The 23,229-nt window shown below is 59.9% G+C and carries 23 protein-coding genes; 15 read left to right on the top strand and 8 right to left on the bottom strand.

Going from position 1 to position 23,229, the window contains the following annotated elements; translation table 11 throughout:
* Window positions 1–533: 533 nt before the first annotated feature.
* Window positions 534–866 (top strand): hypothetical protein, encoded by a 333-nt coding sequence (locus R3175_RS10830; protein ID WP_318944286.1) that lies wholly within the window; start codon window positions 534–536, stop codon window positions 864–866.
* Between the two features lie 64 nt (window positions 867–930).
* Here R3175_RS10830 and R3175_RS10825 read toward each other — a convergent pair whose 3' ends face one another.
* The gene (locus R3175_RS10825; protein WP_318944285.1) at window positions 931–1,740 is read right to left on the bottom strand and encodes a crotonase/enoyl-CoA hydratase family protein; all 810 of its coding nucleotides are present in this window, start codon (window positions 1,738–1,740) and stop codon (window positions 931–933) included.
* 253 nt (window positions 1,741–1,993) lie between these two features.
* Entirely contained in the window at window positions 1,994–2,158 is a 165-nt protein-coding gene (locus R3175_RS10820; RefSeq protein WP_318944284.1) for a hypothetical protein, read from the bottom strand.
* A gap of 324 nt (window positions 2,159–2,482) precedes the next feature.
* On the opposite strand from R3175_RS10820, the gene R3175_RS10815 reads away from it, so the two are divergent.
* The 3 genes from R3175_RS10815 to R3175_RS10805 all read left to right on the top strand — a co-directional run bounded on the left by R3175_RS10815 (window position 2,483) and on the right by R3175_RS10805 (window position 6,816).
* Entirely contained in the window at window positions 2,483–2,722 is a 240-nt protein-coding gene (locus R3175_RS10815) for a hypothetical protein (protein WP_318944283.1), read from the top strand.
* Between the two features lie 160 nt (window positions 2,723–2,882).
* Window positions 2,883–4,898, top strand: a complete 2,016-nt coding sequence (locus R3175_RS10810; protein ID WP_318944282.1) for a PhoX family phosphatase — start codon at window positions 2,883–2,885, stop codon at window positions 4,896–4,898.
* Between the two features lie 256 nt (window positions 4,899–5,154).
* Window positions 5,155–6,816, top strand: a complete 1,662-nt coding sequence (locus R3175_RS10805) for a methyl-accepting chemotaxis protein (protein WP_318944281.1) — start codon at window positions 5,155–5,157, stop codon at window positions 6,814–6,816.
* Here the strand turns inward: R3175_RS10805 and R3175_RS10800 are convergent.
* Window positions 6,801–7,679: a LysR family transcriptional regulator ArgP gene (locus R3175_RS10800; protein WP_318944280.1), complete on the bottom strand. Its 879-nt coding sequence runs from the start codon at window positions 7,677–7,679 to the stop codon at window positions 6,801–6,803. The genes R3175_RS10805 and R3175_RS10800 overlap by 16 nt on opposite strands.
* A 118-nt stretch (window positions 7,680–7,797) precedes the next feature.
* Between R3175_RS10800 and R3175_RS10795 the strand changes: the two genes are divergently transcribed.
* From R3175_RS10795 to R3175_RS18135, 4 genes are all read left to right on the top strand, one after another.
* Window positions 7,798–8,421, top strand: coding sequence for a LysE/ArgO family amino acid transporter (locus tag R3175_RS10795; RefSeq protein ID WP_318944279.1), 624 nt, complete (start codon window positions 7,798–7,800; stop codon window positions 8,419–8,421).
* Window positions 8,422–8,493: 72 nt separating this feature from the next.
* Entirely contained in the window at window positions 8,494–8,856 is a 363-nt protein-coding gene (locus tag R3175_RS10790) for a hypothetical protein (protein ID WP_318944278.1), read from the top strand.
* Between the two features lie 533 nt (window positions 8,857–9,389).
* Complete coding sequence (locus R3175_RS10785) at window positions 9,390–10,451, top strand: OmpA family protein (protein ID WP_318944277.1); 1,062 nt, start codon at window positions 9,390–9,392, stop codon at window positions 10,449–10,451.
* Between the two features lie 115 nt (window positions 10,452–10,566).
* Complete coding sequence (locus tag R3175_RS18135) at window positions 10,567–11,538, top strand: thrombospondin type 3 repeat-containing protein (protein WP_413231764.1); 972 nt, start codon at window positions 10,567–10,569, stop codon at window positions 11,536–11,538.
* 147 nt (window positions 11,539–11,685) lie between these two features.
* Here R3175_RS18135 and R3175_RS10770 read toward each other — a convergent pair whose 3' ends face one another.
* A complete protein-coding gene (locus R3175_RS10770) occupies window positions 11,686–12,006 on the bottom strand; it encodes a hypothetical protein (RefSeq protein ID WP_318944276.1) in 321 nt (106 codons plus the stop codon).
* Between the two features lie 241 nt (window positions 12,007–12,247).
* Window positions 12,248–13,552 carry an MFS transporter gene (locus R3175_RS10765; protein ID WP_318944275.1) on the bottom strand — a complete coding sequence of 435 codons (1,305 nt, stop codon included), beginning with the start codon at window positions 13,550–13,552 and terminating at the stop codon, window positions 12,248–12,250.
* A 376-nt stretch (window positions 13,553–13,928) separates the two neighbouring features.
* On the opposite strand from R3175_RS10765, the gene R3175_RS10760 reads away from it, so the two are divergent.
* Together R3175_RS10760 and R3175_RS10755 are read left to right on the top strand one after the other, a co-directional pair.
* A complete protein-coding gene (locus R3175_RS10760) occupies window positions 13,929–15,011 on the top strand; it encodes a hypothetical protein (protein WP_318944274.1) in 1,083 nt (360 codons plus the stop codon).
* Window positions 15,012–15,023: 12 nt separating this feature from the next.
* Entirely contained in the window at window positions 15,024–15,824 is an 801-nt protein-coding gene (locus R3175_RS10755) for a mechanosensitive ion channel family protein (protein ID WP_318944273.1), read from the top strand.
* A gap of 81 nt (window positions 15,825–15,905) precedes the next feature.
* On the opposite strand, the gene dctP is transcribed toward R3175_RS10755, so the two are convergent.
* Entirely contained in the window at window positions 15,906–17,003 is a 1,098-nt protein-coding gene (gene dctP / locus R3175_RS10750; protein WP_318944272.1) for a TRAP transporter substrate-binding protein DctP, read from the bottom strand.
* 147 nt (window positions 17,004–17,150) lie between these two features.
* Here dctP and R3175_RS10745 point away from each other — a divergent pair, with 147 nt between their 5' ends.
* Genes R3175_RS10745 through R3175_RS10730 form a run of 4 tightly spaced genes read left to right on the top strand, consistent with a single transcriptional unit; the run spans window position 17,151 to window position 20,403 of the window.
* A complete protein-coding gene (locus R3175_RS10745) occupies window positions 17,151–17,828 on the top strand; it encodes a TRAP transporter small permease (protein ID WP_318944271.1) in 678 nt (225 codons plus the stop codon).
* A 43-nt stretch (window positions 17,829–17,871) separates the two neighbouring features.
* Window positions 17,872–19,152 (top strand): TRAP transporter large permease, encoded by a 1,281-nt coding sequence (locus R3175_RS10740; RefSeq protein ID WP_318944307.1) that lies wholly within the window; start codon window positions 17,872–17,874, stop codon window positions 19,150–19,152.
* Window positions 19,153–19,180: 28 nt separating this feature from the next.
* Entirely contained in the window at window positions 19,181–20,086 is a 906-nt protein-coding gene (locus R3175_RS10735; protein ID WP_318944270.1) for a DMT family transporter, read from the top strand.
* The gene (locus tag R3175_RS10730; protein WP_318944269.1) at window positions 20,083–20,403 is read left to right on the top strand and encodes a GIY-YIG nuclease family protein; all 321 of its coding nucleotides are present in this window, start codon (window positions 20,083–20,085) and stop codon (window positions 20,401–20,403) included. The genes R3175_RS10735 and R3175_RS10730 overlap by 4 nt, the downstream gene beginning before the upstream one ends.
* On the opposite strand, the gene R3175_RS10725 is transcribed toward R3175_RS10730, so the two are convergent.
* The gene (locus R3175_RS10725; protein ID WP_318944268.1) at window positions 20,393–21,154 is read right to left on the bottom strand and encodes an SDR family oxidoreductase; all 762 of its coding nucleotides are present in this window, start codon (window positions 21,152–21,154) and stop codon (window positions 20,393–20,395) included. The genes R3175_RS10730 and R3175_RS10725 overlap by 11 nt on opposite strands.
* Entirely contained in the window at window positions 21,151–22,044 is an 894-nt protein-coding gene (locus R3175_RS10720; protein ID WP_318944267.1) for an alpha/beta hydrolase, read from the bottom strand. Before R3175_RS10720 ends, R3175_RS10725 begins: the two co-directional genes overlap by 4 nt.
* A 168-nt stretch (window positions 22,045–22,212) precedes the next feature.
* Here R3175_RS10720 and R3175_RS10715 point away from each other — a divergent pair, with 168 nt between their 5' ends.
* Complete coding sequence (locus R3175_RS10715; protein WP_318944266.1) at window positions 22,213–23,226, top strand: alpha/beta hydrolase; 1,014 nt, start codon at window positions 22,213–22,215, stop codon at window positions 23,224–23,226.
* The last annotated feature ends 3 nt before the right edge of the window (window positions 23,227–23,229 follow it).

Genomic DNA, 23,229 nt, shown 5'->3' with positions numbered 1-23,229 from the left:
CATCACCGAGGCTGCAGAGGCAGCCGGAGGCTACTCAGAGTTGGCGGGGTGGGTCTGGAAAATACGGAAGCCGGCCCCAACGCACGCCCGTGCACGCCAGGGTTTGAGGTGGAACTGGGCCTGGATGAACTCTGGGCCAAACAGTCATGAACGCTCCGCAATCAATTCGCGAAGTGTGATGATACGTGGCCCTCCTTTCAGGTCAAGACTTTGGCGTGAATATTGACCGTCTGTTCAGTCAGGTGAGTCCCAGGGATCTATCCACTTTGGTTACATATTAAGCAGATTTCACTGGATAAACCGGTATTCCCGGTCCTTAATAGTTACATCGGGTGGCAGGAGAGAGGCCCTACCCAGGGTTGTCCTGCCGGATCTGAGACCCGATCACCGGTTGACCCTGCACGACTTTCCTGCGGTTCAGCGGAAAGGAGGGTAACCGGGTTGAGACCGGCGACACCGGACCTTGGTCCGATTGCGCCAGGCTTGTGGTCAAAACCAGATCGAATCAAGGCATCTATAACAGGAGATATCTTATGAAGATCAAGACCTTGACCTTTGCCACCGCAGTGTCGTTCGCGCTGATGTCACCGCTGGCGCTGGCTGCTACTGACGAAGCTGGAGCCGGCGAGGACACCATGATGGAAGATCAGGGTATGACCAGCATGAGCTCGCCCCAGTTCGAAGAACTGGACGCTGATGGCAATGGCCTGATCAGTGCTGAGGAGCTGAATATTTATGGCAGCACCGCCGCCGGCCAAGCTGCAGAGGCTGCCGGCGAGTCCATCACGCTGGACGTTAGCGATGCAAACCAGGATGGCAGCATCGACAGGGAAGAATTTGAGCAAAGCGTGATGCCGATGGAATAAGGCAGCGTTCGCGACCCCAAAGCCCCGGTAAGGACTAGCGGGGCTTTTTCTTTTCCGGATCGGCTCAAAACCCCCGCCGGTCCCCGTAACCACGATCCGGGTCGTTGGTGTTGCGGGCAACTGCGGTGCGCTGGTTGCTGCGTGCCAGGATCTTCTTCTGCAGTCGGGTTTCCCAGTCCAGGGCTGTCTTGTCCGGGGCTGTCCAGGTCCGGTTGAACAGCAGTTTGCTGGCGGCCACCGCGTCCGGAGAGCGGGAGGCCAGCTCCCGGGCAAAGGTCTGGGCTTCAGCCAGCGGATCGTCGCATACCCTGGAGACCAGCCCTATAGCTTTGGCCTCTTGGCCGGTAAAGCGACGGGCGGTCATGGTCAACTCCTTGGCCAGATCGATACTGATCAGCTCCCTGAGGGTCACTGACAGGCTCATGTCGGGAATCAGTCCCCATTTGCTTTCCATGATGGAGAATTCGCAGTCCGCCGTGGTAAAGCGGAAATCGGCACCCAGGGCGATCTGGAAGCCACCGCCAAAGCAGTAGCCATGGGTCACCGCGATAACCGGGGCAGGAACGTCCCGCCAAAGGTAGGCGACGTCCTGCGCGAGGTTGCTGATCTTGCGGCCTGGCTTGACCAGCAGCTTGAGGAAGTTCATCGGGTTCTTGGACACTTTGGCCACATCCAGGCCGGAGCAGAAGGCTTCACCCGCCCCCTTGAGAATGATGACCCGAACGCTGCGGTCTTTCTTTAACTGGCGGGCCACCCGGGTGATCGCCTCGAACATGGGCATGTCCAGGCCGTTGTACTTGTCCGGACGGTTCAGGGTGACGGTGGCAATGCCCTGTTCAATGTCCAGCAAAACCCGTTCGTTATCTGCGCTCATCGTGGTGGCCTACCTTTTCCTGATCTGCTCGAAAGCGGCTATGCTACCACGTCGGAGGCTCCCCGGTGATTGATCCGGTTAACGGCTTGCCCCGGTGGCACCCCAGCGCGAAGTGGTTTGGCCGTCAGGGTAGGAAAGGCGGCAATGATTCGCCGCTTTACCAGCCGGGTGCGGCGAAGGCCAACGGAGCCGGGCAGGGGCCCCGTTGGTCCTGGAACCTGGGTGTCCAGCTCGTTGAAGCTGGAAGGCAGGGTTAGCGGTTGGCTTTCATGGCATCGCTAATGGCCTGGGCTTCGGCCGAGAGAACTCGGTATAACAGGCTGTCAGCCTGTTTGCGGGCCTGAAGCAGCTGTTTGAGTTTCAGGTCGTAAAGGCGGTTGAGTAAGGCTGTCTGGTCTGCTCGCTCCGGTGCATTCATGGTACTTACCTCCCACGTCTAACACCTCGTTATTGCGCCTTAAAACACTCTTGTCAGAGTCTTTTACAATGATATCGGCAGTGCTCCGATATTCTTTAATGCTGCATATGGCGTGCCACCGGATCAAAGGTGGCATCATCGCCGATACCTACCGGGAAATACGGGGTCGTCCGTTGTTCAGACCTGTCAGGAACCTGTCAGTGCCTGATGATTGCGGGCCGGCGGTTGGCGAAATCCGCTCGTGTGAACCACACTGAGCTGAACAAAAATAACGAACGCCGCTGTGTCGGAATGGGATCCCCATGGGGGTCGCAGAGGTTTTCCATGACCAATGACTATCAGCCAGTTGGCTGCGCGATCCAGTCCGCATTGAGAGAATACCTGCAGTCCGGAGAGCTGGTTGAACTCATCTATCGCGATGAGTCTGGCCAGGTGCAGACGGTGCATGACGTGGTGCGTGAAATGTTCTCCCGGGCCGGCGAGGATTTTCTACTCAGCGGACGTGGCAAACTGATACGGCTGGACCACCTGATTCTCCTCAATGGGCAGGCTCTTTCACCCTGACCCGGGGTCAGTCCGTGTTTCGTTTCATCTTTTCATCAACCTGTCACCAGGTTGTCTTCGTTATTTCACCAATTGGTCAAGTCCGATCATGACACTGGGAGCACCGGGTGCAATTTGTCGTTTGCCCGGTCCTACCTAATAACCCAGAGAGACGATCGCTATGGCCAAGAAAGATGTAGATCCCCAGTTTCAGGACCCGAACTATGAACCGGTTGTCAATGAGTCTGACAATACGCCATTTGCCTCTGTGCTCGCCAACCGTATGAAGCGGCGGACATTGATGAAGGGCGGCGTTGGCGCAGCCTTGGTCGGTCTGATGGGAGGCGCGGCCCTGACCATCGGCGGTCCGGATGATCGTCGTGGCAAGGGCAACGGTCGTGCCCACCTCGACGCCAGGCTGGGCTTTGCGGCCGTTGGTGTATCCACCCTGAACCGGGTGGTTGTGCCGGAAGGCTATACCGCCCAGACGTTTGTGCCCTGGGGGACTCCGCTGACCGGTGGTCTGCCGGATTTTCTGGACGACGGTTCCAACACCGGGGCGGACCATGAAAGCCAGGTGGGCATGCACCATGACGGCATGCATTTCTTCCCGATCGACCTGAAGGCGGGTGGTCAGGACTCCAGCGAGGGCCTGCTGGTCATGAACCACGAGTACATTAACCAGGAGGCGTTGCACCCGGCCGGCGCCACCTATGTGAACGGCGCACGGCCGGATGACGAAGTGCGCAAGGAAATTGCCGCCCACGGTGTGTCCGTCATTCACATCAAGCGTGACAGCGACGGCGAATGGCAGGTGGTTCACGGCAGCGATTACAACCGCCGAATCACCGGCGGCACCGAAATGGACATCCGTGGTCCGCTGCGCGGTTTCAGCAAGCTCTACACAAAGTTCAGCAGCGATGGCACCCGCACCCGAGGCACCCTGAACAACTGCTCCATGGGGCCGACGCCCTGGGGCACCTACCTGACCGCCGAAGAGAACTGGCATGGTTACTTTGCCAACCGCGACCAGCAGCGACCGAAAGAACAGATCCGTCATGGCGTGGGGGGCGCGTCCCGTTACGATTGGGAGTTGGCGGAGAGCGGGGCGGACGAATACGTCCGGTTCAATGCCTCCGCGTCGGGAGCGTCTTCCCTGGACGACTACCGCAATGAGCCCAACACGTTCGGCTACATGGTGGAGATTGACCCATTTGCGCCCGAGAGCAAGCCCCAGAAGCGGACTGCCCTGGGGCGCTTCGGGCACGAAGGCGTGATCTTCGCGCCGGTGCGTGAAGGTGAGCCGGTGGTCTGCTACTCCGGTGATGACTCCCGGTTCGAATACATCTACAAGTTCGTGTCCGCCCAGCCTTACTACCCGGATACCGCCGATGGTCGCCTGCTGGACGAGGGCGCCCTGTACGTTGCCCGCTTCAATGATGACGGCACCGGTGACTGGTTGCCGCTGTCCCTGGAGGATGCCGACTTTGTTGCCCGGATGAATGCGGCGTTAGCCGCCGGGAGAGTGGGGAACATCCCGTTCGAGGCCCCCTTCAGCAGCCAGGCAGACCTGTTGCTGAACACCCGTCTGGCCGCCGACATTGCTGGAGCTACCCCCATGGACCGGCCGGAGTGGGGCGCGGTGGACCCCGCCAGTGGCAAGGTGTACTTCACCCTCACCAACAACAGCCGCCGTTCACCGGACGACACCAACGCCGCCAACCCCCAGGGACCCAACCCCAACGGCCACATCATCAACTGGCGGGAGCAAGGCAACAAGCACGATGCCACCCGGTTTACCTGGGACATCTTTGTCTTTGCCGGCGAACCCGGTACCGAAACCGTGGTGGATGGCGAAGCCGTGGTCACCCTGGATGAATCCAACCACTTCAACAGCCCCGACGGCCTGTGGTTCGACTATCAGGGCAAGCTGTGGATCCAGACCGACGGCTCCGATGCCCCGCCCTACCAGAACAACATGATGCTGGCGGCGAACCCCCGCACCCGGGATATTCGCCGCTTCTTCGTGGGACCGGTGGGGTGCGAGGTCACCGGAGTCGTCACCACGCCGGACTGCAGGACCATGTTCGTCAACATCCAGCATCCCGACGGCCATTGGCCGGATGCGGATTCCGCCCGGCCCCGTGATGCCACCGTGATTGTCACCAAGGATGACGGTGGTGTTATCGGCAGCTGATTCACGGTCAGACCCTATAAAAACGCTCTGGTCCGATTCTTGGTAGGACCGGAGCGTTTGTTGTTTTAAGGAGCATCTGACTATTTCTGGATCACCTCTGGCGTTCAGGGGCGCCTTAATTCGTAATCGCCTCGTTATATTCCCCGAAATCGACACTAAAGTATCAGTTATAACCGTAACGCAATTTCTTAGGCTTGTCCGAGGGTGGTCCCGAACCGCCGGGCCATTCTGGTGCGAAGCTGACGCTGAGGTTGCTATGAGGTTATTGAAGGGGCGTGTGGCGGTGGCTGGGGCCATTGTTGCGCTTTTACTGGCGATTGTGGGGCATTCATTGGCATTGTTTTTGACGCTGGAACCGATATCCATTCTGATAGGGCTGACCCTCGGTATGGCGGTGGCCACCGGATTTTTCGTGCTGCGGGTGCTGGAGCCTCTGGACCGGGGGCTCCAGTGCATGCTCAAGGGCGAGTTGGATCCAGACAACCCCCTGGGAGAGGCGGGGCGAAAGCTGGTGACCGACGCCGAAACCGCCCGCTCACTCATTCGGCGGCTGTCCGCCAACGCCGATGCCAATGCCATTTCCGCTGCTGAAGTCTCCTACAACTCGGACCAGCTCAAGCTCCGTCTGGATCAGCAGGTCCGTGAGACCTCGCAAATGACCGACTACGCCGGGCAGATTACCGAAACTGTCCGCCAGTCCGCTCAGCAGGCCAAGGAAGCGTCGGGGATGGCGCGGCAGGCCAGCCAGTTGAGCGCCGAGGGCAAGCAGGCCCTGGACAGTGCCATCGAGCGGGTACGCCTGGCCCATCAGCAATCCAGCGAAAACCTGGCGCTGATTCAGGACCTCAATGAGAAATCCAATCGCATCCAGGGTGTGACCAGTGTGATCCAGGGTATTGCCGAGCAGACCAATCTGCTGGCACTGAATGCCGCCATCGAGGCTGCGCGGGCCGGTGACCAGGGGCGGGGCTTCGCGGTGGTGGCCGATGAGGTCAGGCAACTGGCGAGCCGGACCGCCCAGGCCACCGGTGAGGTGGCCCAGACCCTGGACGAGATACGCAACGATACCGCTGTGATCGTGTCCCGGATCGAGGCGCTGGCCGACAGTGTGGACGAGGGGCTGGCTTCGGTGGAAGGGGTGGGAGAGCGACTCCACGAGATCCGTGAGCAGTCCGACCAGTTGGAGCAGCGGGTGGCCCAGATGGCGGCCAACGACCAGCACAACGACGAGAGCCTGCAACAGATGTTTCATGCCATCGCATCCCTCCGGGATCAGATTTCGGAGAGCGATGTCAGCGTCGAGTCCCTGGCGGTGCAGGCGGGCAAGCTCATGGAGTTGGCGGAGGAAGCGAACGCCGCCTATGCCCTGAGCAGCGATGCCAGCTACCATCAGTTTTTCTACCGCCAGGCCCGGGAGGGGGCCGACCGTATCGGTGCCCGGTTCGAACAGGCCCTCAGAGACGGGCAGTTGCGGGAGACTGAGCTCTTTGACCGGAACCGTGAGCCCATCCTCAACGCCGATCCGCCCAAGTACCGTTGCGGTTTCGACCGGTTCACCGATCAACACCTGCCGGCGATCCAGGAACCGATCAAGGATGCCCATCCCGCCCTGGTGTTCGCCATTGCCTGCGCGCCGGACGGCTATGTGCCGACCCATAATCGGGATTTCGCCCATTCATCCACCGGCAATCATGAGGTGGACCTGGTCAAGAGCCGCAGCAAGCGACTGTTCAACGACCGAACGGGCGCCCGCTGTGGCAGCCACACCGAGGACATGTTGCTGCAAACCTATCGCCGGGATACCGGGGAAATCATGCACGATCTGTCGGTGCCCATATACGTTCAGGGCAGGCACTGGGGCGGTTTCCGGCTGGGTTACCGTCCCAACAGGACCGAGCCGGATCAGGCCAGCAGGTGACTGGCCTGGTGAACCAGGGTCCGGGTCAGCCGATCCATGAAATCGCCCCCGTGACGCCAGTAATGCCAGTAAAGCCGCACCTGTAGGGGCGCCTCGGGGGCGATCTCCACAAGTTCGCCGCTGGCCAGTAGCGGACGTCCCTGGTGGTCCGGAATCATGCCATAGCCCATGCCCGCCCGCGCCAGTTGCACAAACCCCTCGGATGAGGGGCACAGATGGTAGGGAAACTGGCCGTGATACCCGCATTGGGCGAGGAACCGGTGCTGGAGCTGGTCGTGGGGGCCGAACACAATGGCCGGCGCCTGTCGAAAACGGCCCAACGCCAGCTCGTCGGGGAAGTGCTGGCGAAGGTAGTCCGGGCGGGCGAGGGCCCGGTAGGTCATTCGCCCCAACTCAACACAGCGGGCCCCCGCCACCGGCTGGTCGCCGGCACACAGGCAGGCGGCGACGTCGCCTTCGCGCATTCGGCGCAGACCAATGTCCTGGTCTTCGATCACCAGGTCCAGCAACAGGCCTTCCTCTCGACAGAAACGGCCGATGGCCTCGGCCCACCAGGTGGCCAGGGAATCGGCGTTCAGGGCAATGCGTAATCGGCTCCGTTCGGTGTGCAGGCTCGGCAAGCCGCGTTGCAGGTCCCGCTCCAGCAACTGTACCTGCTGAACATGGTTAAGCAATTGCCGGCCAAGGGCAGTGGCCCGCAGTTCCGGGTGACGGACCAGAACCGGTTGTCCCACTCGGCTTTCCAGCAGTTTGATGCGTTGCGAGACGGCTGACTGGGAGAGTCCCAGCTCAACACCTGCGCGCTCGAAACCGCCGGCTTCCACCACGGTGGCCAAGGCTTCCAGCAGTTTGTAATCCAGCATAAGAAATTCTAATGGATGATTAAGAGAATGATTTTTAAGTATACGCGAGCAGGCGTAATCTGGCCCCCATGAAACCGGCGGTTATCGCCACCGGCCGTGCAGGTATGGAGGGACGGACATGTTGGAGAGCTATCTGACCGGGTTGTTGGTGTGCGGCGGGATCATCGTTGCCATCGGGGCGCAGAATGCCTATGTCCTGGGGCAGGCCATTCGCCGACAGCATCACTGGTGGGTGGCAGGATTGTGCATGGGGGCGGATGTGCTGCTGTTCAGTGCCGGCATGTTTGGCGTGAGCGCGCTGTTAATGGCGTATCCGGCATCCCTGGAGGTATTGCGCTGGCTGGGCGTTGGCTTCCTGGCCTGGCTCGCGGTGCTGGCGTTGTGGCGGACGCTGGGTGGACGCGCGCAGTTACGCTCTGGCGATTCTGCCGGTAACAGCCGGACCGTGGTGGTGGCGACAACGCTGGCGGTGACCCTGCTCAATCCACAGGTGTACCTGGACACCTTGCTGTTAGTGCCCGCCGTCGGGGCCCAGCAATCGGAGCCCTATGGTTTCCTGGCCGGCGCCAGCAGCGCCTCGGTACTCTGGTTCGGCCTGCTGGCCTGGGGCGGGGCGGCCCTGGCCCCGGTGCTGGCCAAACCTGTCGCCTGGCGCATGATCGACGGTGCCATCGCCGCCATGATGGGGGGCATTGCGCTCCATCTCGCGCTCAATGGCATCAACCCCGGCGGACTCGGGTAACGTTGGGCTGTGTGGGAATTGCTAGGGAATGTGGTATGTTTATTCCGGTATCCACTCGGAGGAGAGCATTGCGTGGCCGACCAGGAATTCATCCCCGCAGACCCCGATCCGGTCGCCCGGCGTTCTGACCCTGCGCGTAATCTGGCGGTGGTGGTCTATATCCTGCAAGCCCTGGTGTTCTTTACCGGTGGCGTAACCGGTCTGGTGGGTATCATCATCAACTACGTCAAGCTGGACGACGTGACCGGTAGTTGGGTTGAACCGCATTTTCGCTGGCAGATCCGGACCTTCTGGCTCGGTCTTCTGTGGATGGTGATCGGCACCATTACCACTTTCATCCTCATCGGTTGGCTGATTTTGCTAGCCGCCTCCATCTGGCTGATCTACCGCATCGTTAAAGGCGCCCTGGCGCTCAACGATGGTGTGTCTCCCTGAGCCCCCGCCGGTTGCCGTAACCTCGGTTCTTTGTCCCCCATCGGCGTCTTCCCATCGCCCTGGATTTTCTGTCCTGAGCCCTGCGGGTGGCTTGGCCTGAGATGACACGCTTGACGTCATTTTTCGACGTAACGGTCAATTTCTTTCTGTTATCTTCTGTTATGTTGATGGCACATATGTACAATTAAGCATGCTGGCCCTTCCTTGATCAAAGGGAATCAGTGACTTGCGAAAAGACGGGGGCGCACGTACACGCAAAGCTTTGCAAAAGGTGCAACTGATCAATGTTTGCTCATACCAAAGTATGAACAGTGCGTGTTCTTTTTTTGACTCCCAGTCCCAGCGGAAAGCGTGCAAGGTGCTCGCTTTGGGCCAAGAGTAGGGAAACGGCTTTATCACTTGATACATCTATTACGCAGCATGAACTGGCATGGATCACCATGCATGCTAATACTTCAAGTGAACTTCGTGTGAGTAACTAGCTTGAAAAGCTACATAATCTAAAAAAACGGCCATCCATGAAGGGGATTGCGATGAAACGACTGGGGAAATCGGCGCTGGCAATGGCACTGGCTGCTGCAACGCCTGTACTTGCTACGGACAGTGTGCAGCACACCGACGAAATCTCGATTTTGGGTACCTACATTGAGCCGGACGAGGACCGTACCGATGAGTACGGCTCTGCTGTCCGGGTTATCTATGGGCTTCGAATTGATCGTCACTGGTGGTTGGAACCGACCTTTTTTGCCGGCGTGATGGAAACCGGTGAAGACGGTGGTCCGGATTTCTACCAGCAGGGTCTGGGGGCAGACATTTCCTACCGGTTCTTTGGAGACGCCGAGTTTACCCCCTATGGTTTGGCCGGTTTGGGCATTTCCCGCAACGACGTTGCCAACAACCCCGCCAGCGAGTTTGATGGCTACGCCAATCTGGGACTGGGGGTGCTGACCTCTCCGCTGACCGAATCCGGCCTCCGTCTCCGGGGTGAAGTGCGTTACCTGTATGACAATTACGATGACGGCCTGTTTGACTGGCACTTTGGGGTGGGCATTACCGTGCCCATCGGCGCCACCCGTCGCCAGGTCGTCGAAAAGGTTACTGTGATCGAACGTCCGGTTGTGGTTGAGTCTGAGCGCGTTGTCGAACTGGCAGACTCCGATAACGACGGTGTGGTGGATGGTGTCGACCAGTGCCCGAATACCCTCGAAGGTTTGCAAGTTGATAACGTGGGCTGTGTGAAAACCGATGAGAAACAGTCCGTGGTACTTCGTGGTGTCACCTTCGAATTCAACTCTGATCGCCTGACAGCGAACGCGCGGGACATCCTTAACCGCGCCGCGGAAGCGCTGAAGGGCCAAACAGATCTAAGCGTGGAGCTGGCTGGCCACACCGATTCGGTGGGCTCCGACAGCTACAACCTGGAACTGTCCCAGGCACGTGCAGATTCGGTCAGGAACTATCTGATCGAGCAGGGAGTCGACCCCGGCCAGATGACGGCGGTGGGCTACGGTGAAACTCAGCCTGTTCGGAGTAACGATACCGAGGAAGGGCGTGAACGGAATCGTCGAGTTGAATTCAATGTCATCTCCAAGTGACGCAAAAGGAAGGTGAAGAAGTATGAAAACAAAACTGAATTGGCCTTTGGTTGTATTGGTCACGTTTTTACTGGCTTTGGCGGGGTGTCAGTCAGACGGCACCTCTGATGGGGCAGTGGCTGGCGATAGCGCCATTTTTAACGCGGATGACGACGGTGACGGCATTCGCAATGGCGATGACAATTGCGTATTGATCCCCAACCCGGATCAGGAAGACCTGGACGGCGATGGCCTGGGCGATGTCTGTGACAGCGACCGGGACGGTGACGGCATCGATGATTCCGTGGATGACTGCCCCGCTGACCCCAACAATGCGCCGGGTTGCGAAGACAGTGGCGATGATGACGGCGACGGCATCACCAATGGCGACGACAATTGCCGTGATGTCTTCAACCCGGGACAGGAAGACGAGGACGGTGATGGCATCGGGGATGCCTGTGATGACAACACCGATACCGACGGTGATGGCATTCAAGATGACCAGGACAACTGTCCGGACACCGCCAATGCGGGTCAGGAAGATGCCGATGGTGATGGCGTTGGTGATGCCTGTGATCCGGTAGACAACTCAGGTGAGGACGCATACGCCTGCGGTACGGCTGAATCTGCACCGTATAAGCCGTTCCAGGAGCCGGCGGCTTCGGCGTCTGGCTCTCAAACATTCCTGTGCCTGTCGGGCTGTGTGTACAACGCGGACAACGTTGTGGACGGCAATCTGTTGAATACGGCGACCCTGGACTCCGGGGTAGCTGGAAGTCCAGAACTGACCGTGACCGATGCCATCGAGACCTATGAAGGACCGAACAAGCTCGGCGTGGCGGTGGCGGATGCGGGTGACTTGCTGAGCGTGTCCCTGCTGAGCGAGATTACCGTTACTACGAGACTGGATGGTAGCGCCCAGGAGACCTTCTCGGATCTCACACTGGCCAACCTGGATTTGATGGGCAGTATCAGTGATACCACCGTAGGTTTCCTGACCTTCGACACGACTGAAGACTTTGACGAAGTAGTGGTCTCCTTGGGGGGGCTCAACCTACTGAATACGCTGGACGTCTTCGCAGTGTGTGCGAGCCCGGATGCGCTCTAAGGGATAATCCTGGCACAAAAAAAGCCCCGAGAGATCGGGGCTTTTTTCGTTGAGGATGCCGCCACCAACAGTCTGGGCACACCGTCCCATCCCTGGTGCTGGGGAGTCCTTATGCCGGAGTCGCCCTGTAGGCGATAATTCTCCTAGCTACCATCCCGACGTCATCCTCTCCTCCAGCAGCGCCGCTTCGGCACAGCGGCCACAATTGATCTTGTGGCAGGTCTGGGGGTCGTGCACGTCAAACCCGGAAAACGACGCGTACGGGGAACGGCTGGTGACACTCTGGTGTTGCTTCAGGTGCCGGGACAGGGCGCTCTTGGCCTCGGACAGCGACACGTAGGGGCCAAGGTCCGCCCGTTCCCGTGTTAGCACGTACCAACCCACTGACGTATCAATAAACCGGTTGGGGAGTTCGGCCACCTCGGGTGGATCCTGTCGTTCGGCTACTGCATGAGAATCGTTCTGCATGGTCAATCCTGTAAAACACCCGCCGCCAGCCGGTTTGGGACAGCGATCTTTGCCAGAGGGGCCGGCAATGATATGGAACGACCTCCAAAGCAGAGACCGGCTGGTGGATCAATCAATTTCTAACAACGCTGAAGAGCTCTAGCCCGGTTGGGATAGGTTCCTAGTTTAACACTCAAACCGTGAGGCGCGTCACAAAATGTAGGGTGGTTGAAGGCGTCGGGGTTCCGATATTCCCCATTGGTCATACTTCGGGAAGCCGTTGGGCCGAGAGTGTGCCAACCAGGCCGAGAAGACCCAGCATGATTATGACGGCCCCCTCGGACAGGAATGACACCGCGGCGCTCAGACCACCGACAACCAGCAGCAGCACGCCGGCCAGGGTATTACTGACGGACGTGTAATCTGTGCGTTTGTTGCCACCGGCCATGTCCACCAGGTAGGTCTTGCGGCCCAGGCGAACGCCGGCGTGGGCGATGCCCAGAATAAAGAAGGCGGCCGGGTACAGCCAGATCGGTGCCGGTTGCGAGGTCATAAACAGGGCGTGTGTTCCGATAATCAGGCACAGGGAGCTGGCGATGATGGCGCCGCGAAGCATCACCTGGCGGCTGGACTGGTCCGCCATCCAGCCCCAGACGCTGGCGCTGAGTGATGCGGCAAGACTGCTGGCCAGCAGGAAGCCCCCCAGCAGCCAGCCGGAATCGGTTTGCTGTTGCGCCAGCAGGACCAGGTAGGGGGCGGCGAGGGCCGAACACAACAGGCAACTGCGGGTGAACACGAAATGACGGAAAGGGGCGTCGGTTTTCAGCAGGCTGAGATTGACCACAGCCTGCCTGAAGGCGTTGCCGCCGCCACCGGTTTCCCCCTGATACTCCTCCACACAGGCAAACAGGCTGCCGGCCACCAGCCACATGAGCGCGGCCAGTAGCAGCACCCCGGTGTAGAAGGCGATGCCGGGCTCACCCCGACCCCAGAACAGCAGCAACGTCAGCAGCACGGTGCCGGCACCCCCAAGGGTAGTGGCCAGACCGGACAGGCGGCCCCGTCGCCCCTTGGGAACGCACTTACCCTGGACATCTTTCATTGCCACCGAGCAGAAGCCACGAAACAGCGAGAAGCACACCAGAGCGGCCAGGATTACCCCGCCGGCGGCATAACCCTGCAACCACCAGATACTCGCCGCCATGACGGCCACACTGGCCGCCTGGCCCAGGCTGCCGAGCACCCAGAACCCCTTGCGGACCGGCCTACGCCTTACCCAGGCGCCAATCAGCAGCTGTGGCACCATGGAACCGGATTCGCGAATGGGCACCAGCCAGGCGACCAGCGCCGGGGTACCGATGGTACCCATTAACCAGGTCAGGACGGTCTTGGGGCTGGTCAGCAGATCACCCAGTTTGGTGAGCACGTTGCTGGCCAGGATCAGGAAAAAATTCCGTGGCACCTCCCGGCAGGCCTCGTCCGGGATGTCGCTGCAGGCACGGGCGTCCTCTTCGTTGGCGATCAGGTCGTACAGTTTGTCTGTGGCGTTCTTGCTCGCTTCGGTCAAACTTCCTGCTCCTGGAGTTTCGGGCGGTCAGTCAGTGCGGGAACGTGATTATCCCGGTACAGAAACCGCCGTGCCAGTGTCGGGATCCCGGATATGTTCAGGCTGATGGGGCCTAATTGGGAGTGTGGCGCTTGGCGTGGCGAGGTCAAGAAGGGATGATCGTTACTAAGTGGGTTATCGGATAAGGAACCGCCGCATGGCAAACGATTTAGCAGGAAACGCCTTGGCTGATCAGGGACAGGCGATAACGTGCGGACACGCGTTGCCCGGAGGCGTTGTACCCCTGGCCGACTGGCAACTGCCCACTGCGTCAGTCAGACATACTCTGCGAGACGGATTACGGTCAGCCTGGGTCCGGCTTCGCCAAGGAGGGCGGTTGGATGACGCCGGTTTCACTGCTGCGGCGGATATCACCACCGTCAGTCAATTGCAGCTCCGGCGCCTGGCCCCGGAGCCGGACTGGTCCATGCGAGCCATGGCTCTGGGGATGGCTCTGGATGAGGCGGGGCCAGGTCCGACTTCGAATGGCACCACCGCCTTCCTGGTGGCACCGCCGTTTTCCGGGTTGGATGCGCCGCTGTGGCGCCTTGCGGAAGCTCGTCAGTGGCAGGTGATCGAGCCGCCGGAGGAATTGGGGATGGGGCCGGAGGAGGCCGCCGCCTGGTGGAATGCGCAGCCATTGGACCGGCCCTGGGTGATCCCGGAGCTGGCAAAGTTCTGGCTTCGGCATTACGCGGGGCTAGCCTTGGTGAAAGAGCTGTTCAACCGGGTGACCCTCGGCCACACTGCGCCCGGGATTGTCGGTTGTTCCAGCTGGTGTTGGAGTTTTTGGTATCGCTACCTCTCCGATCTGCCGGTTACCGTCTATACGCCGGCGCCGATGAGGGCAGAAGAGCTTTCGGTATGGCTGGAGAGTCTGCCTGGGGATGGATCGGGGTTACCGCTGCGGGTGCGCAAGTCCAATAATGGTTACTGGGTGCTGCCCCTTGATGAACCCAACGCTGCCAACGGTGCCCGCTTGAGCACCTACCTGAAGGATCTGGCTGCCCTGGCGCGGGGGAATCCCGGGGTTGCGCTTGCCATCTGGCAGCGTGCGTTGCGGGTAAGGCCGGATGAAGCGTTGCCGGAAGGCGAGGCGGGGCCTGCTAAGGCCACAGTGGCGGGTCAGCGAGACTGTTGGGTGGTGCCGCTGGATCAGGTTGCCCTGCCTTCCGTTTCAACGATCTCGCGACCGGCAGGCCTGGTGCTCCACGCCGTCTTGCTGCACAGCGGCCTGAACCGTCAGCGCCTGGCCCTGGTGACCGGTCTTTCTCCGGGGGAGGTTGAGGGGGCCCTGGGTTACCTGGAACGTTACGACCTGGTGGTCAATCAGGACGAGGCGTGGCAGGTGACGCCGCAGGGTTACCCCTGGGTCAGACGTCGGTTGCAAAGCGAGGGCTATCCGGTTGATGGGTTCTAGGGGGAAAACGTAATGGACGATTTTGGCCTGAAGGAGGCGCTGTCCTCCCTGACGTCGGAGTCCGTCATCGAGGCGGTTCTGCTGGTGGCGATTGCAGTCGTCGTGATCACTGTGATTCAGACGTTCTTGCCCCGGCTGGCCCAGTCTCTGGGTGGCAAGCTTCGGCTGTACCTGTTGGCGTCCGTGCCGCTATTGCGCCTGATGGTGATTGTAGTGGCGATCGTGCTGGTGGTACCGGTGCTGATCGAACCCTCCTTTGAGAACATGCTGGCGGTGTTTGGCGCGCTGGGGCTGGCCCTGGGGTTTGCTTTCAAGGACTACGCCAACAGTTTGATTGCCGGCATTGTCACCCTCTACGAAATGCCCTACCGGCCCGGTGACTGGATCGAAGTGAACGGCCGGTACGGCGAAGTGCGCCATATTGGTACCCGGGCCGCTAAGATCGTCACCCCGGACGACACCGTGGTGGTGATCCCCCACAGTGTGCTGTGGAGCGCCCTGATTGCGAACGGCAACGACGGCACAGACAACCTGATGTGTGTCACCGAACTGTGCCTGCAGCCAGACCATGATGTGGGGCAGGTGAGATCATTATTGCGGGATGTGGCTTACACCAGTCCGCTGGTCAAGACCTGGCAACCGGTGGTGGTGAATGTGAGCAATCAGCCCTACGGCATGTGCTACAAGATCAAGGCCTACCCATTGGCTCCGAAGGACCAGTTTGCGTTCCAGAGTGACCTGGTGACGCGCAGTTCAGAGGCGCTATCGAACGAAGGTGTTCGATTTGCCCGTGTGCCGCCGCTGGTGAATTGATAGTCCACGCCGGTGACCCGTTGATTCAAAAAAGGCACGGCCGGAGCCGTGCCTTGTGGGATCTCACCGGAAGGCAGTGAGTTACATCTGGCCTGCCTCGGCCTCCTTGACCATTTCAGTGATGGTGTCGAGGATTTCCTGGCCGCGCTCACCGGCGGCCTTTACGTAAATATCCCGGACACCCATGCTGGCTTCGCGGAATACCTCTCGCTCCTCATCGGTGAGTTCAACCACTTCGATGTCGCTGTTTGCCTTGATCTTCTCCAGGCGCTCTTGGTTGAACTGGGCCTGCTTCTCGTAGATGTAATCCACCAACGACTCACGAGTGTCATCCAGCCACTGACGCTGGTCGTCCGGCAGGTTTTCATACCACTCCTTGTTGGACACCACCGTGGCAATGAACTGGGCGTGGTTGGCGAAGGTCATGGCTTCCTGCACTTCGTAGAAGCTCATTTCCTCGATGGCGAAGATCGGGTTGACCTGGCCGTCGATCTGCTTCAGCTGCAGGCCGCTGTACACCTCGGAGTAGGGCATGGGCGACGGGTTCGCGCCATAGGCCTTGTAGGACTCGGTAAGAATCGGCGACGTCATCGTGCGCATCTTGAACTCTTTGAAGTCGGCGGGGGAGCGCAGCGCCTTGCTGCCGGTCCACACCATCCAGCCTTCCGGCACGATGCCCAGCAGCTTCATGTTTTGCTCGGCATATGGCTCTTCAAACAGGTTCTGTACCCGATCGCTCGACAGCACTTCCTTGTTGATGTCGTTATCGTCAGACAGCACAAAGTGCATGGTGAAGATGCCCACTTCCGGGATGACCGACGCCAGGTGGCCCGGAGAGGCGAAGGCCAGCTGAATGGAGCCGTCCTGGACCAATTCGGTCAGTTGGGAGGACGTGCCCAGGGCGCCGTAGGGGTAGATCTCAATTGAAATCTGGCCATCGGAGATCTCCTCGATCTGACGCTTGAACTCCTGTGCGTAGGCATCCTGGACGCTGCCTTCGATCTCTTCCAGCGCAAAGCGCCAAGTGACAGGTTCCGCCATGGCCTCGGGGGCGGATTCCTGGGAGGACTGCGTGGTGGTCGATGCGGCCTGCTCTTCCTCGCCGCTATCGGAGCACCCCACCAGAACCAGTGAAAGTGCCACGATCAAGCTTCCCAGCCAGCGTGTGAGTATCGTCATTTCTTATCTCCTTAGCGATGTCTTCCTCGTTATAAACGGTGGCGCAAAAATCAAGATAACACGTTATTAGATAGACATATTTCTTGATGTTTTCCACCTTTATCACCCTATACTGTGTGAAAGGACATTGGAAATGGAGTCTCGCAAATGACTGAGCCGACCGGGGAATCCGCAGGCCAACGTGTCGGAAACTACATCAAAATTCCTTTTCGTTGGCTGGATACGGGTCTCAATTTCATCGAAAAATCCATCCTGATCGTAGGCATCCTTGCCATGGCCACGGTCAGCGTCATCAACGTCTTTGCCCGCAATCTCGGTGCAAGCCTGTCATTTGCGGATGAGGTGGCACAGCTGCTGGTTGTGGTGGTGACGTTCGTGGGCGTGGGGCATGGGGTGCGTAACGCCCGCCATATTCGGGTATCCGCCATTCATGACCTGCTGCCCCCCGTCGGTCAGAAGATACTCCTGACCGTTGTCAGTTTCGTATCTTGTGCACTCCTCGCCCTGCTGGCGGTCTACGCCTGGGAATACGTGATGAAGTTGCAGACCACTGGCCGCAGGATGCCGTCTTTGGGGATGCCGCTGTGGACGGTGTACCTGATTGCGCCAGTTGGTCTGGCGGTAGGTTCTGCCCAGTTCCTGCTGGCCGGGGTCCGAAATCTGGTGAGTCCGGGGGCCTGGTTGTCCTGGCACCATCCGGATGAGTACGAGGCGGAGCTTGATGAGCTGACTTCCGAGGTTGGACTGGCTGACGAGTTCTGGGAGTCTGATCTGCAAGCCGATGACAAGAAGAAGTCGAGCAGCCAGGAGGAATCCCGTGACTGAATTGATGGAAATGTTGGGGCTGGCCGGTCTGGGGATGGACTCCATGGCCATTGTTGTTGCCGTGGTGATGATCGTGCTATTGCTGATGGGCTTCCCGATGATGGTGCCGCTGCTGGTGGGGGCGATGGTGCTGCTGTTCACTCAGTTCCCGTTTATGGAGGGGCCGGTGCTTGTCCAGCAGATGATTGGTGGTATCTCCCAGAGCGTTCTGGTGGCGGTACCGATGTTCATCCTCGCGGCCGACATCATGATCAAGGGCCACACCGCCGACCGGCTGCTGGACCTGGTGGCCAAGTTTGTCGGTCACATGCGCGGCGGCCTGCCAATGACCACCGCGGTTTCCTGTACCCTGTTTGGCGCCGTGTCCGGCTCCACCCAGGCGACGGTGGTGGCTATGGGGCAGCCACTGCGGCCCAAGCTGATCGAGGCCGGCTACTCCGACAAGTTCACCATGGCGCTGATCATCAACGCCAGTGACATTGCCCTGCTGATTCCCCCATCCATCGGCATGATCATCTATGGGGTGGTGTCCGGCACCTCGGTGGGAGACCTGTTCATTGCCGGAATTGGACCGGGGCTGATGATCCTGGCGCTGTTCTCGGTGTATTGCTACGTCAAGTCCGTCAAACTGAAGATCCCCCTGATGAAGAAGGCCAGTTGGCACGATCGTCTGGTCGCGCTGCGGCGGGCGCTGCTGCCGATGGGGTTCCCGGTGATCATTATCGGTGGCATCTATTCCGGCATGTTCAGCCCTACCGAGGCGGCCTCCATGTCGGTGGCCTATGCCCTGTTGCTGGAGATGGTCATCTTTCGTCAGGTCAGTTTCCGTGATCTGCCTTCCGTGGCTCTTTCCACCGGGTTAATCACCGCGGTGGTGTTTATCCTGGTGGCGGCGGGTACCGCCTTCTCCTGGGTCATTTCCTTCGCCAAGCTGCCGGAACTGATGTTGAGCGGAGTGATCGAGAATGCGGCAGACAGTCCCTACATGGTGCTGGCGCTGATCGCGGTGTCCTACTTCATCGGCTGTATGTTCGTTGATCCCATTGTGGTCATCCTGATCCTGACCCCAATCTTTGCGCCTGCCGTGGCTGCAGCGGGCATCGATCCGGTGCTGGTGGGTACCCTAGTGACTCTGCAGGCCGCCATCGGTTCGGCGACACCGCCATTTGGATGCGATATATTCACCGCCGTGGCCATTTTCCGAAGGCCCTATCTGGATGTGATCGCTGGAACGCCGCCGTTCATCGTGTTGCTGTTACTGTCGACGGTGTTGCTGATTCTGTTCCCGCAGATCGCGTTGTTCCTGCCTGGCCTGATGGAGTAGGGCCAGGCCCAACCGGGTCAGTCAATCTATGAAGAACCAGACTCACGCCATGCTCTTCGGGCTTGGCGCGGTCCTGCTTTGGTCGACGGTGGCCACCGCCTTCAAGCTGTCGTTACGGGAATTAAGCCCGGTTCAGATGCTGCTGGTGGCCTGTCTCGCCTCCATAGCAGTGATGGCAGGGGTGGTGGTCATACAGGGACGTTGGCGGCAGCTATTCAGTCTCAGCCGGCGGCAATACCTGCTTTCCCTGCTGATGGGGCTGATCAATCCCGGCCTCTATTATTTCCTGCTGTTTGGCGCCTTCGACCGCCTGCCCGCCCAGGAGGCCCAGCCGCTGAACTACACCTGGGCACTGGTGCTGGCCTACCTGTCAGTACCCTTTCTGGGCCAGCGCCTGCGCTCGGCGGATGTTCTGGCCGGATTGGTCTGTTACAGCGGTGTGGTGGTGATTGCCACCCGCGGCGAGGTGCTGTCGTTGAGCTTCTCCAACCCGGTGGGGGTGGCCTTTGCGTTGGGCAGCACGCTGGTCTGGGCGGCCTATTGGATCATTGCTACCCGGGACACGCGGGATCCGGTGATCGGACTGCTGTTGAACTTTGTCTGTGGCTTGCCCTTCATATTGGTAGCCTGTGCGCTGACCGATGATTTCGAATTCACCCCGGGAACCGGCTTGTTCAGCGCCATCTATGTCGGTGTCTTTGAGATGGGGCTGGCCTTCGTGTTGTGGTCCTACGCCATGAAGCGAGCGGAAAACACCGCGCGGGTCAGCAACCTGATTTTCATTTCGCCGTTCCTTTCCCTGGTGTTTATCTCCTGGATTCTGGGGGAGGTCATCCTGGAGTCTACCTATGTGGGGTTGGTGCTGATTGTGACCGGCCTGTGGATCCAGCAGCGGAAGGTGCGGGGCAAGATGACCGAGGCCGCAGCATCATGAGTGGCTGGCATCTGTATCTGGTGCGAACGGCCTCCGGCCAGCTCTACACCGGAATCACCACCGACGTAACGCGACGTTTTGCGGAGCATCAGGCGGGTGCACCCAAAGGCGCGCGCAGTCTGCGGGGCAAGGGCCCCCTGTCCCTGGCGTTCTCGGTGGCAGTGGGCAGCCGATCCGACGCGTTGCGGCTGGAATGGCAGGTCAAGCGTTGGCGCAGGGCGCGCAAGGAAGCCCTGATCCGCGGCGACGAATCGTTGCCGGTCTTGTCCGATGCTGGGGAGAGCAAGGCCGGCCCGAATTCCGTGCTCAGTGACTGAGGGCTGCCATCAGGCCACGGGTAAAGAAGTTGGGCAGCCATTTGCTGGCCAGGGCCAGGGATTTGAACTGCAAGCCAACCAGGTGATGGACCTCATCGGTTCGGGAGGCCAGCCAGACTTCGTCCGCCAGGTTCTCCGCCGACAGGTTGACGCCCAGCCGTTCGATCACCGGTGCCTTGAAGGTCTGGCTGTCGACCATGGGGGTTTTGACGAAGGGCGTCATGATGTCCTGTACGACAATGTCATGGGCCTTCCACTCGATGTTCAGGGCCTCGGTCAGGCCACGCACGGCGAATTTCGAGGCGGAGTAGCTGGCGAAGTGCGGCGTGCCGTACAGGGCCGAGGCTGAGCTCATGTTGATGACCCGCGCGCCCTCGGTCTGTTTGAGCAGCGGGAATGCAGCGCGACACATCCGGATCAGGCCGGTGACGTTGATGTCGATGATGCGGGCGTGGTCCTCGATGTCGATGTCTTCAAACTGCCCGACGCGCAGGATGCCGGCGCAGTTGAACAGCAGGTCCAGCTTGCCGTTGCTGAAGCTGGCAAACTCACGTAATGCCGTGTCAATGGACTCGCCCTTGGTGATGTCGACCTCGCAGGTCCAGTGCTGGCCGCCGAGGGTCTGGTTGAGCTCGGACAGCGCCTTGCCGTTGATGTCCATCAGGCCCAGGCGCCAGCCTTCGCGGGCGAATTTGCGAGCGGTGGCGGCGCCGATGCCTGATGCCGCACCGGTGATCAGGATGGTTTTCATAGGGTTTGGTTGCTCCGTATGTGATCACCGGCGGTTGTCATGGCTTCGGTGGCGCGGGACAACTGCCCGGCATGCACCTGGAAGACATGCCAGAGGCTGTTGTAAACCTCCAGGGTGACCTCGGTTTCTTGTTGACGGGCCTTGTCGGCAAGGCGCTGGGAGTCGTTCAGCAGGATTTCATCACTGCCTACCTGAATCAGGATGGGTGGCAGACCATGGAGATCACCATGAATCGGCGAAATGTAGGGATGGGTGCGGAGTTCGCCGGCACAGTAAAGGCCGGCGGCGTTCTCGATCCAGCGCCGCTGCAGTACCGGCTCGCTCTCCGGCGCGTAGAGTGCGGCGTGGGTCAGGTCGACCCAGGGCGAAAACAGGGTGAGCGAGCCGGGTAGGGCAACGCCTTCGTCCCGCAGGCGCATGGCCAGGGCCAAGGCGAGCCCGCCACCGGCGGAGTCGCCGGCAACGGCAATGTTCTCCGGAGCATGCCCCCGGTCAAGCAGGGCCTTATAGACGGTAACCGCGTCATCGAGCGCCGCCGGGAAGGGGTGCTCCGGGGCCAGGCGGTAATCCGGGGCGTACACCGTCGACTGGGCGGTCTTTACCAGGTGGCCGGTTATGCCCTTGTGTGTCTCAGGAGAACCAATAACATAGGCGCCACCGTGCAGATAAAGGATGGCGTGCCTGGATTCCTTACCGTACCGGGTGCGCAGCACCGGCACGTTGGCCAACTGGATCTTGCTGAAACGGCTGCCCAGGGGGGGAATGGAGCTTCGATAGACCTGGCGGATCAGGCTGCGCTGCAGCGGCACCGGAATGGCCGGGTTTAACAGGGGTTTGACCAGCCGTTGCAGGGTTTGGCGTAGTCCGGTGGTCAGGACGGTTTGCAGCATCAAGGGATCTCCTGGGGGGCGGTAATGGTTTGGCCCTCAGCATAGTCAGTGAGTTGCGAGGGGCCATTGGCAAGGGTGACAGCCACAACGCGGCGCTGGATTTCCGGCCGGGTGTGCTAATCTTCTCCTTACTTTGACCAACCCATCATGACAGGCGTGTAATCCTACGTGTATTGGAAAACCGATAACATAGAAATTCCGGACTGGGACAGGAGCTCGCTGCTCGGCAAGATTCCGCCGTTTGATCCGGATCAGGCGACCGCCTTGGGTGAGGAAGCGACGGCCTACTGCCGGTTCTATGGTCTGGATCTGTGGGTGGAGCATCCGAAGGTGCGGTACAGGCAAGGCTACCTGACGGCGGGAGGTCATCAGGTGGTGGTGCACTATTACCGGCAACCGGAGGCGTCGAGAGGTACCGTGTTTATCATGCACGGTTACTTCGACCATATTGGCTTGTACAGTCAGTTGATTGACCGCTGCCTTGGTGCTGGCTATGACGTGCTGGCCTATGACCAGCCCGGTCACGGGCTGTCCAGTGGTACGCCAGCGGCCATTGGCAGCTTTATGGAATATCAGACGGTACTGTGTGACGTGATGGCGCGGTTGCGCAAACGGATCCAGGCGCCCTGGTACGCGGTCGGCCAGAGCACCGGGGGCGCGATACTTCTGGACTATCTGCTGTCCAATCACCATGACGAACAGACCTCTGAATTTCGGCGGGTGGTGCTATTGGCGCCGCTGGTTCGGCCGATGGGGTGGCTGGGCGCCAAGATGCTGCACAGCCTTGCACGCCCGTTTCTCAAACGGTGGCGCAGGATCTTCTCGGAAAACAGTGGCAATGGCCGGTTCCTGAGATTCCTGAAAGAACACGACCCGTTACAGGCCAGGGCGGTGCATGTGGACTGGGTAACGGCGCTGCGGCAGTGGGTACCGCATATCGAATCCTGCCGGCCGGTTCAGTTTCCGATTACCGTCGTGCAAGGTGAAAAAGATTTAACCGTTGACTGGCAACATAACCTGCGGATCATAAGAAACAAGTTTGCGTCAGTCGAGGAAATCCGGATTCCCGATGGTCGACACCATCTGGTGAATGAAGCAAAGGATCTGCAGGCGACCGTATTCAACAGCATCATCGATTCGTTTGATCAAGTTGAGTCGGGGCGTTACTCGGAGGCCTGCTGAGTC

The sequence above is a fragment of the Marinobacter sp. genome, assembly GCF_033722735.1.
GTDB lineage: Bacteria > Pseudomonadota > Gammaproteobacteria > Pseudomonadales > Oleiphilaceae > Marinobacter.
The sequence above is the reverse complement of the archived record's forward strand: the minus strand, read 5'-3'. Positions and strand labels throughout refer to the sequence as shown.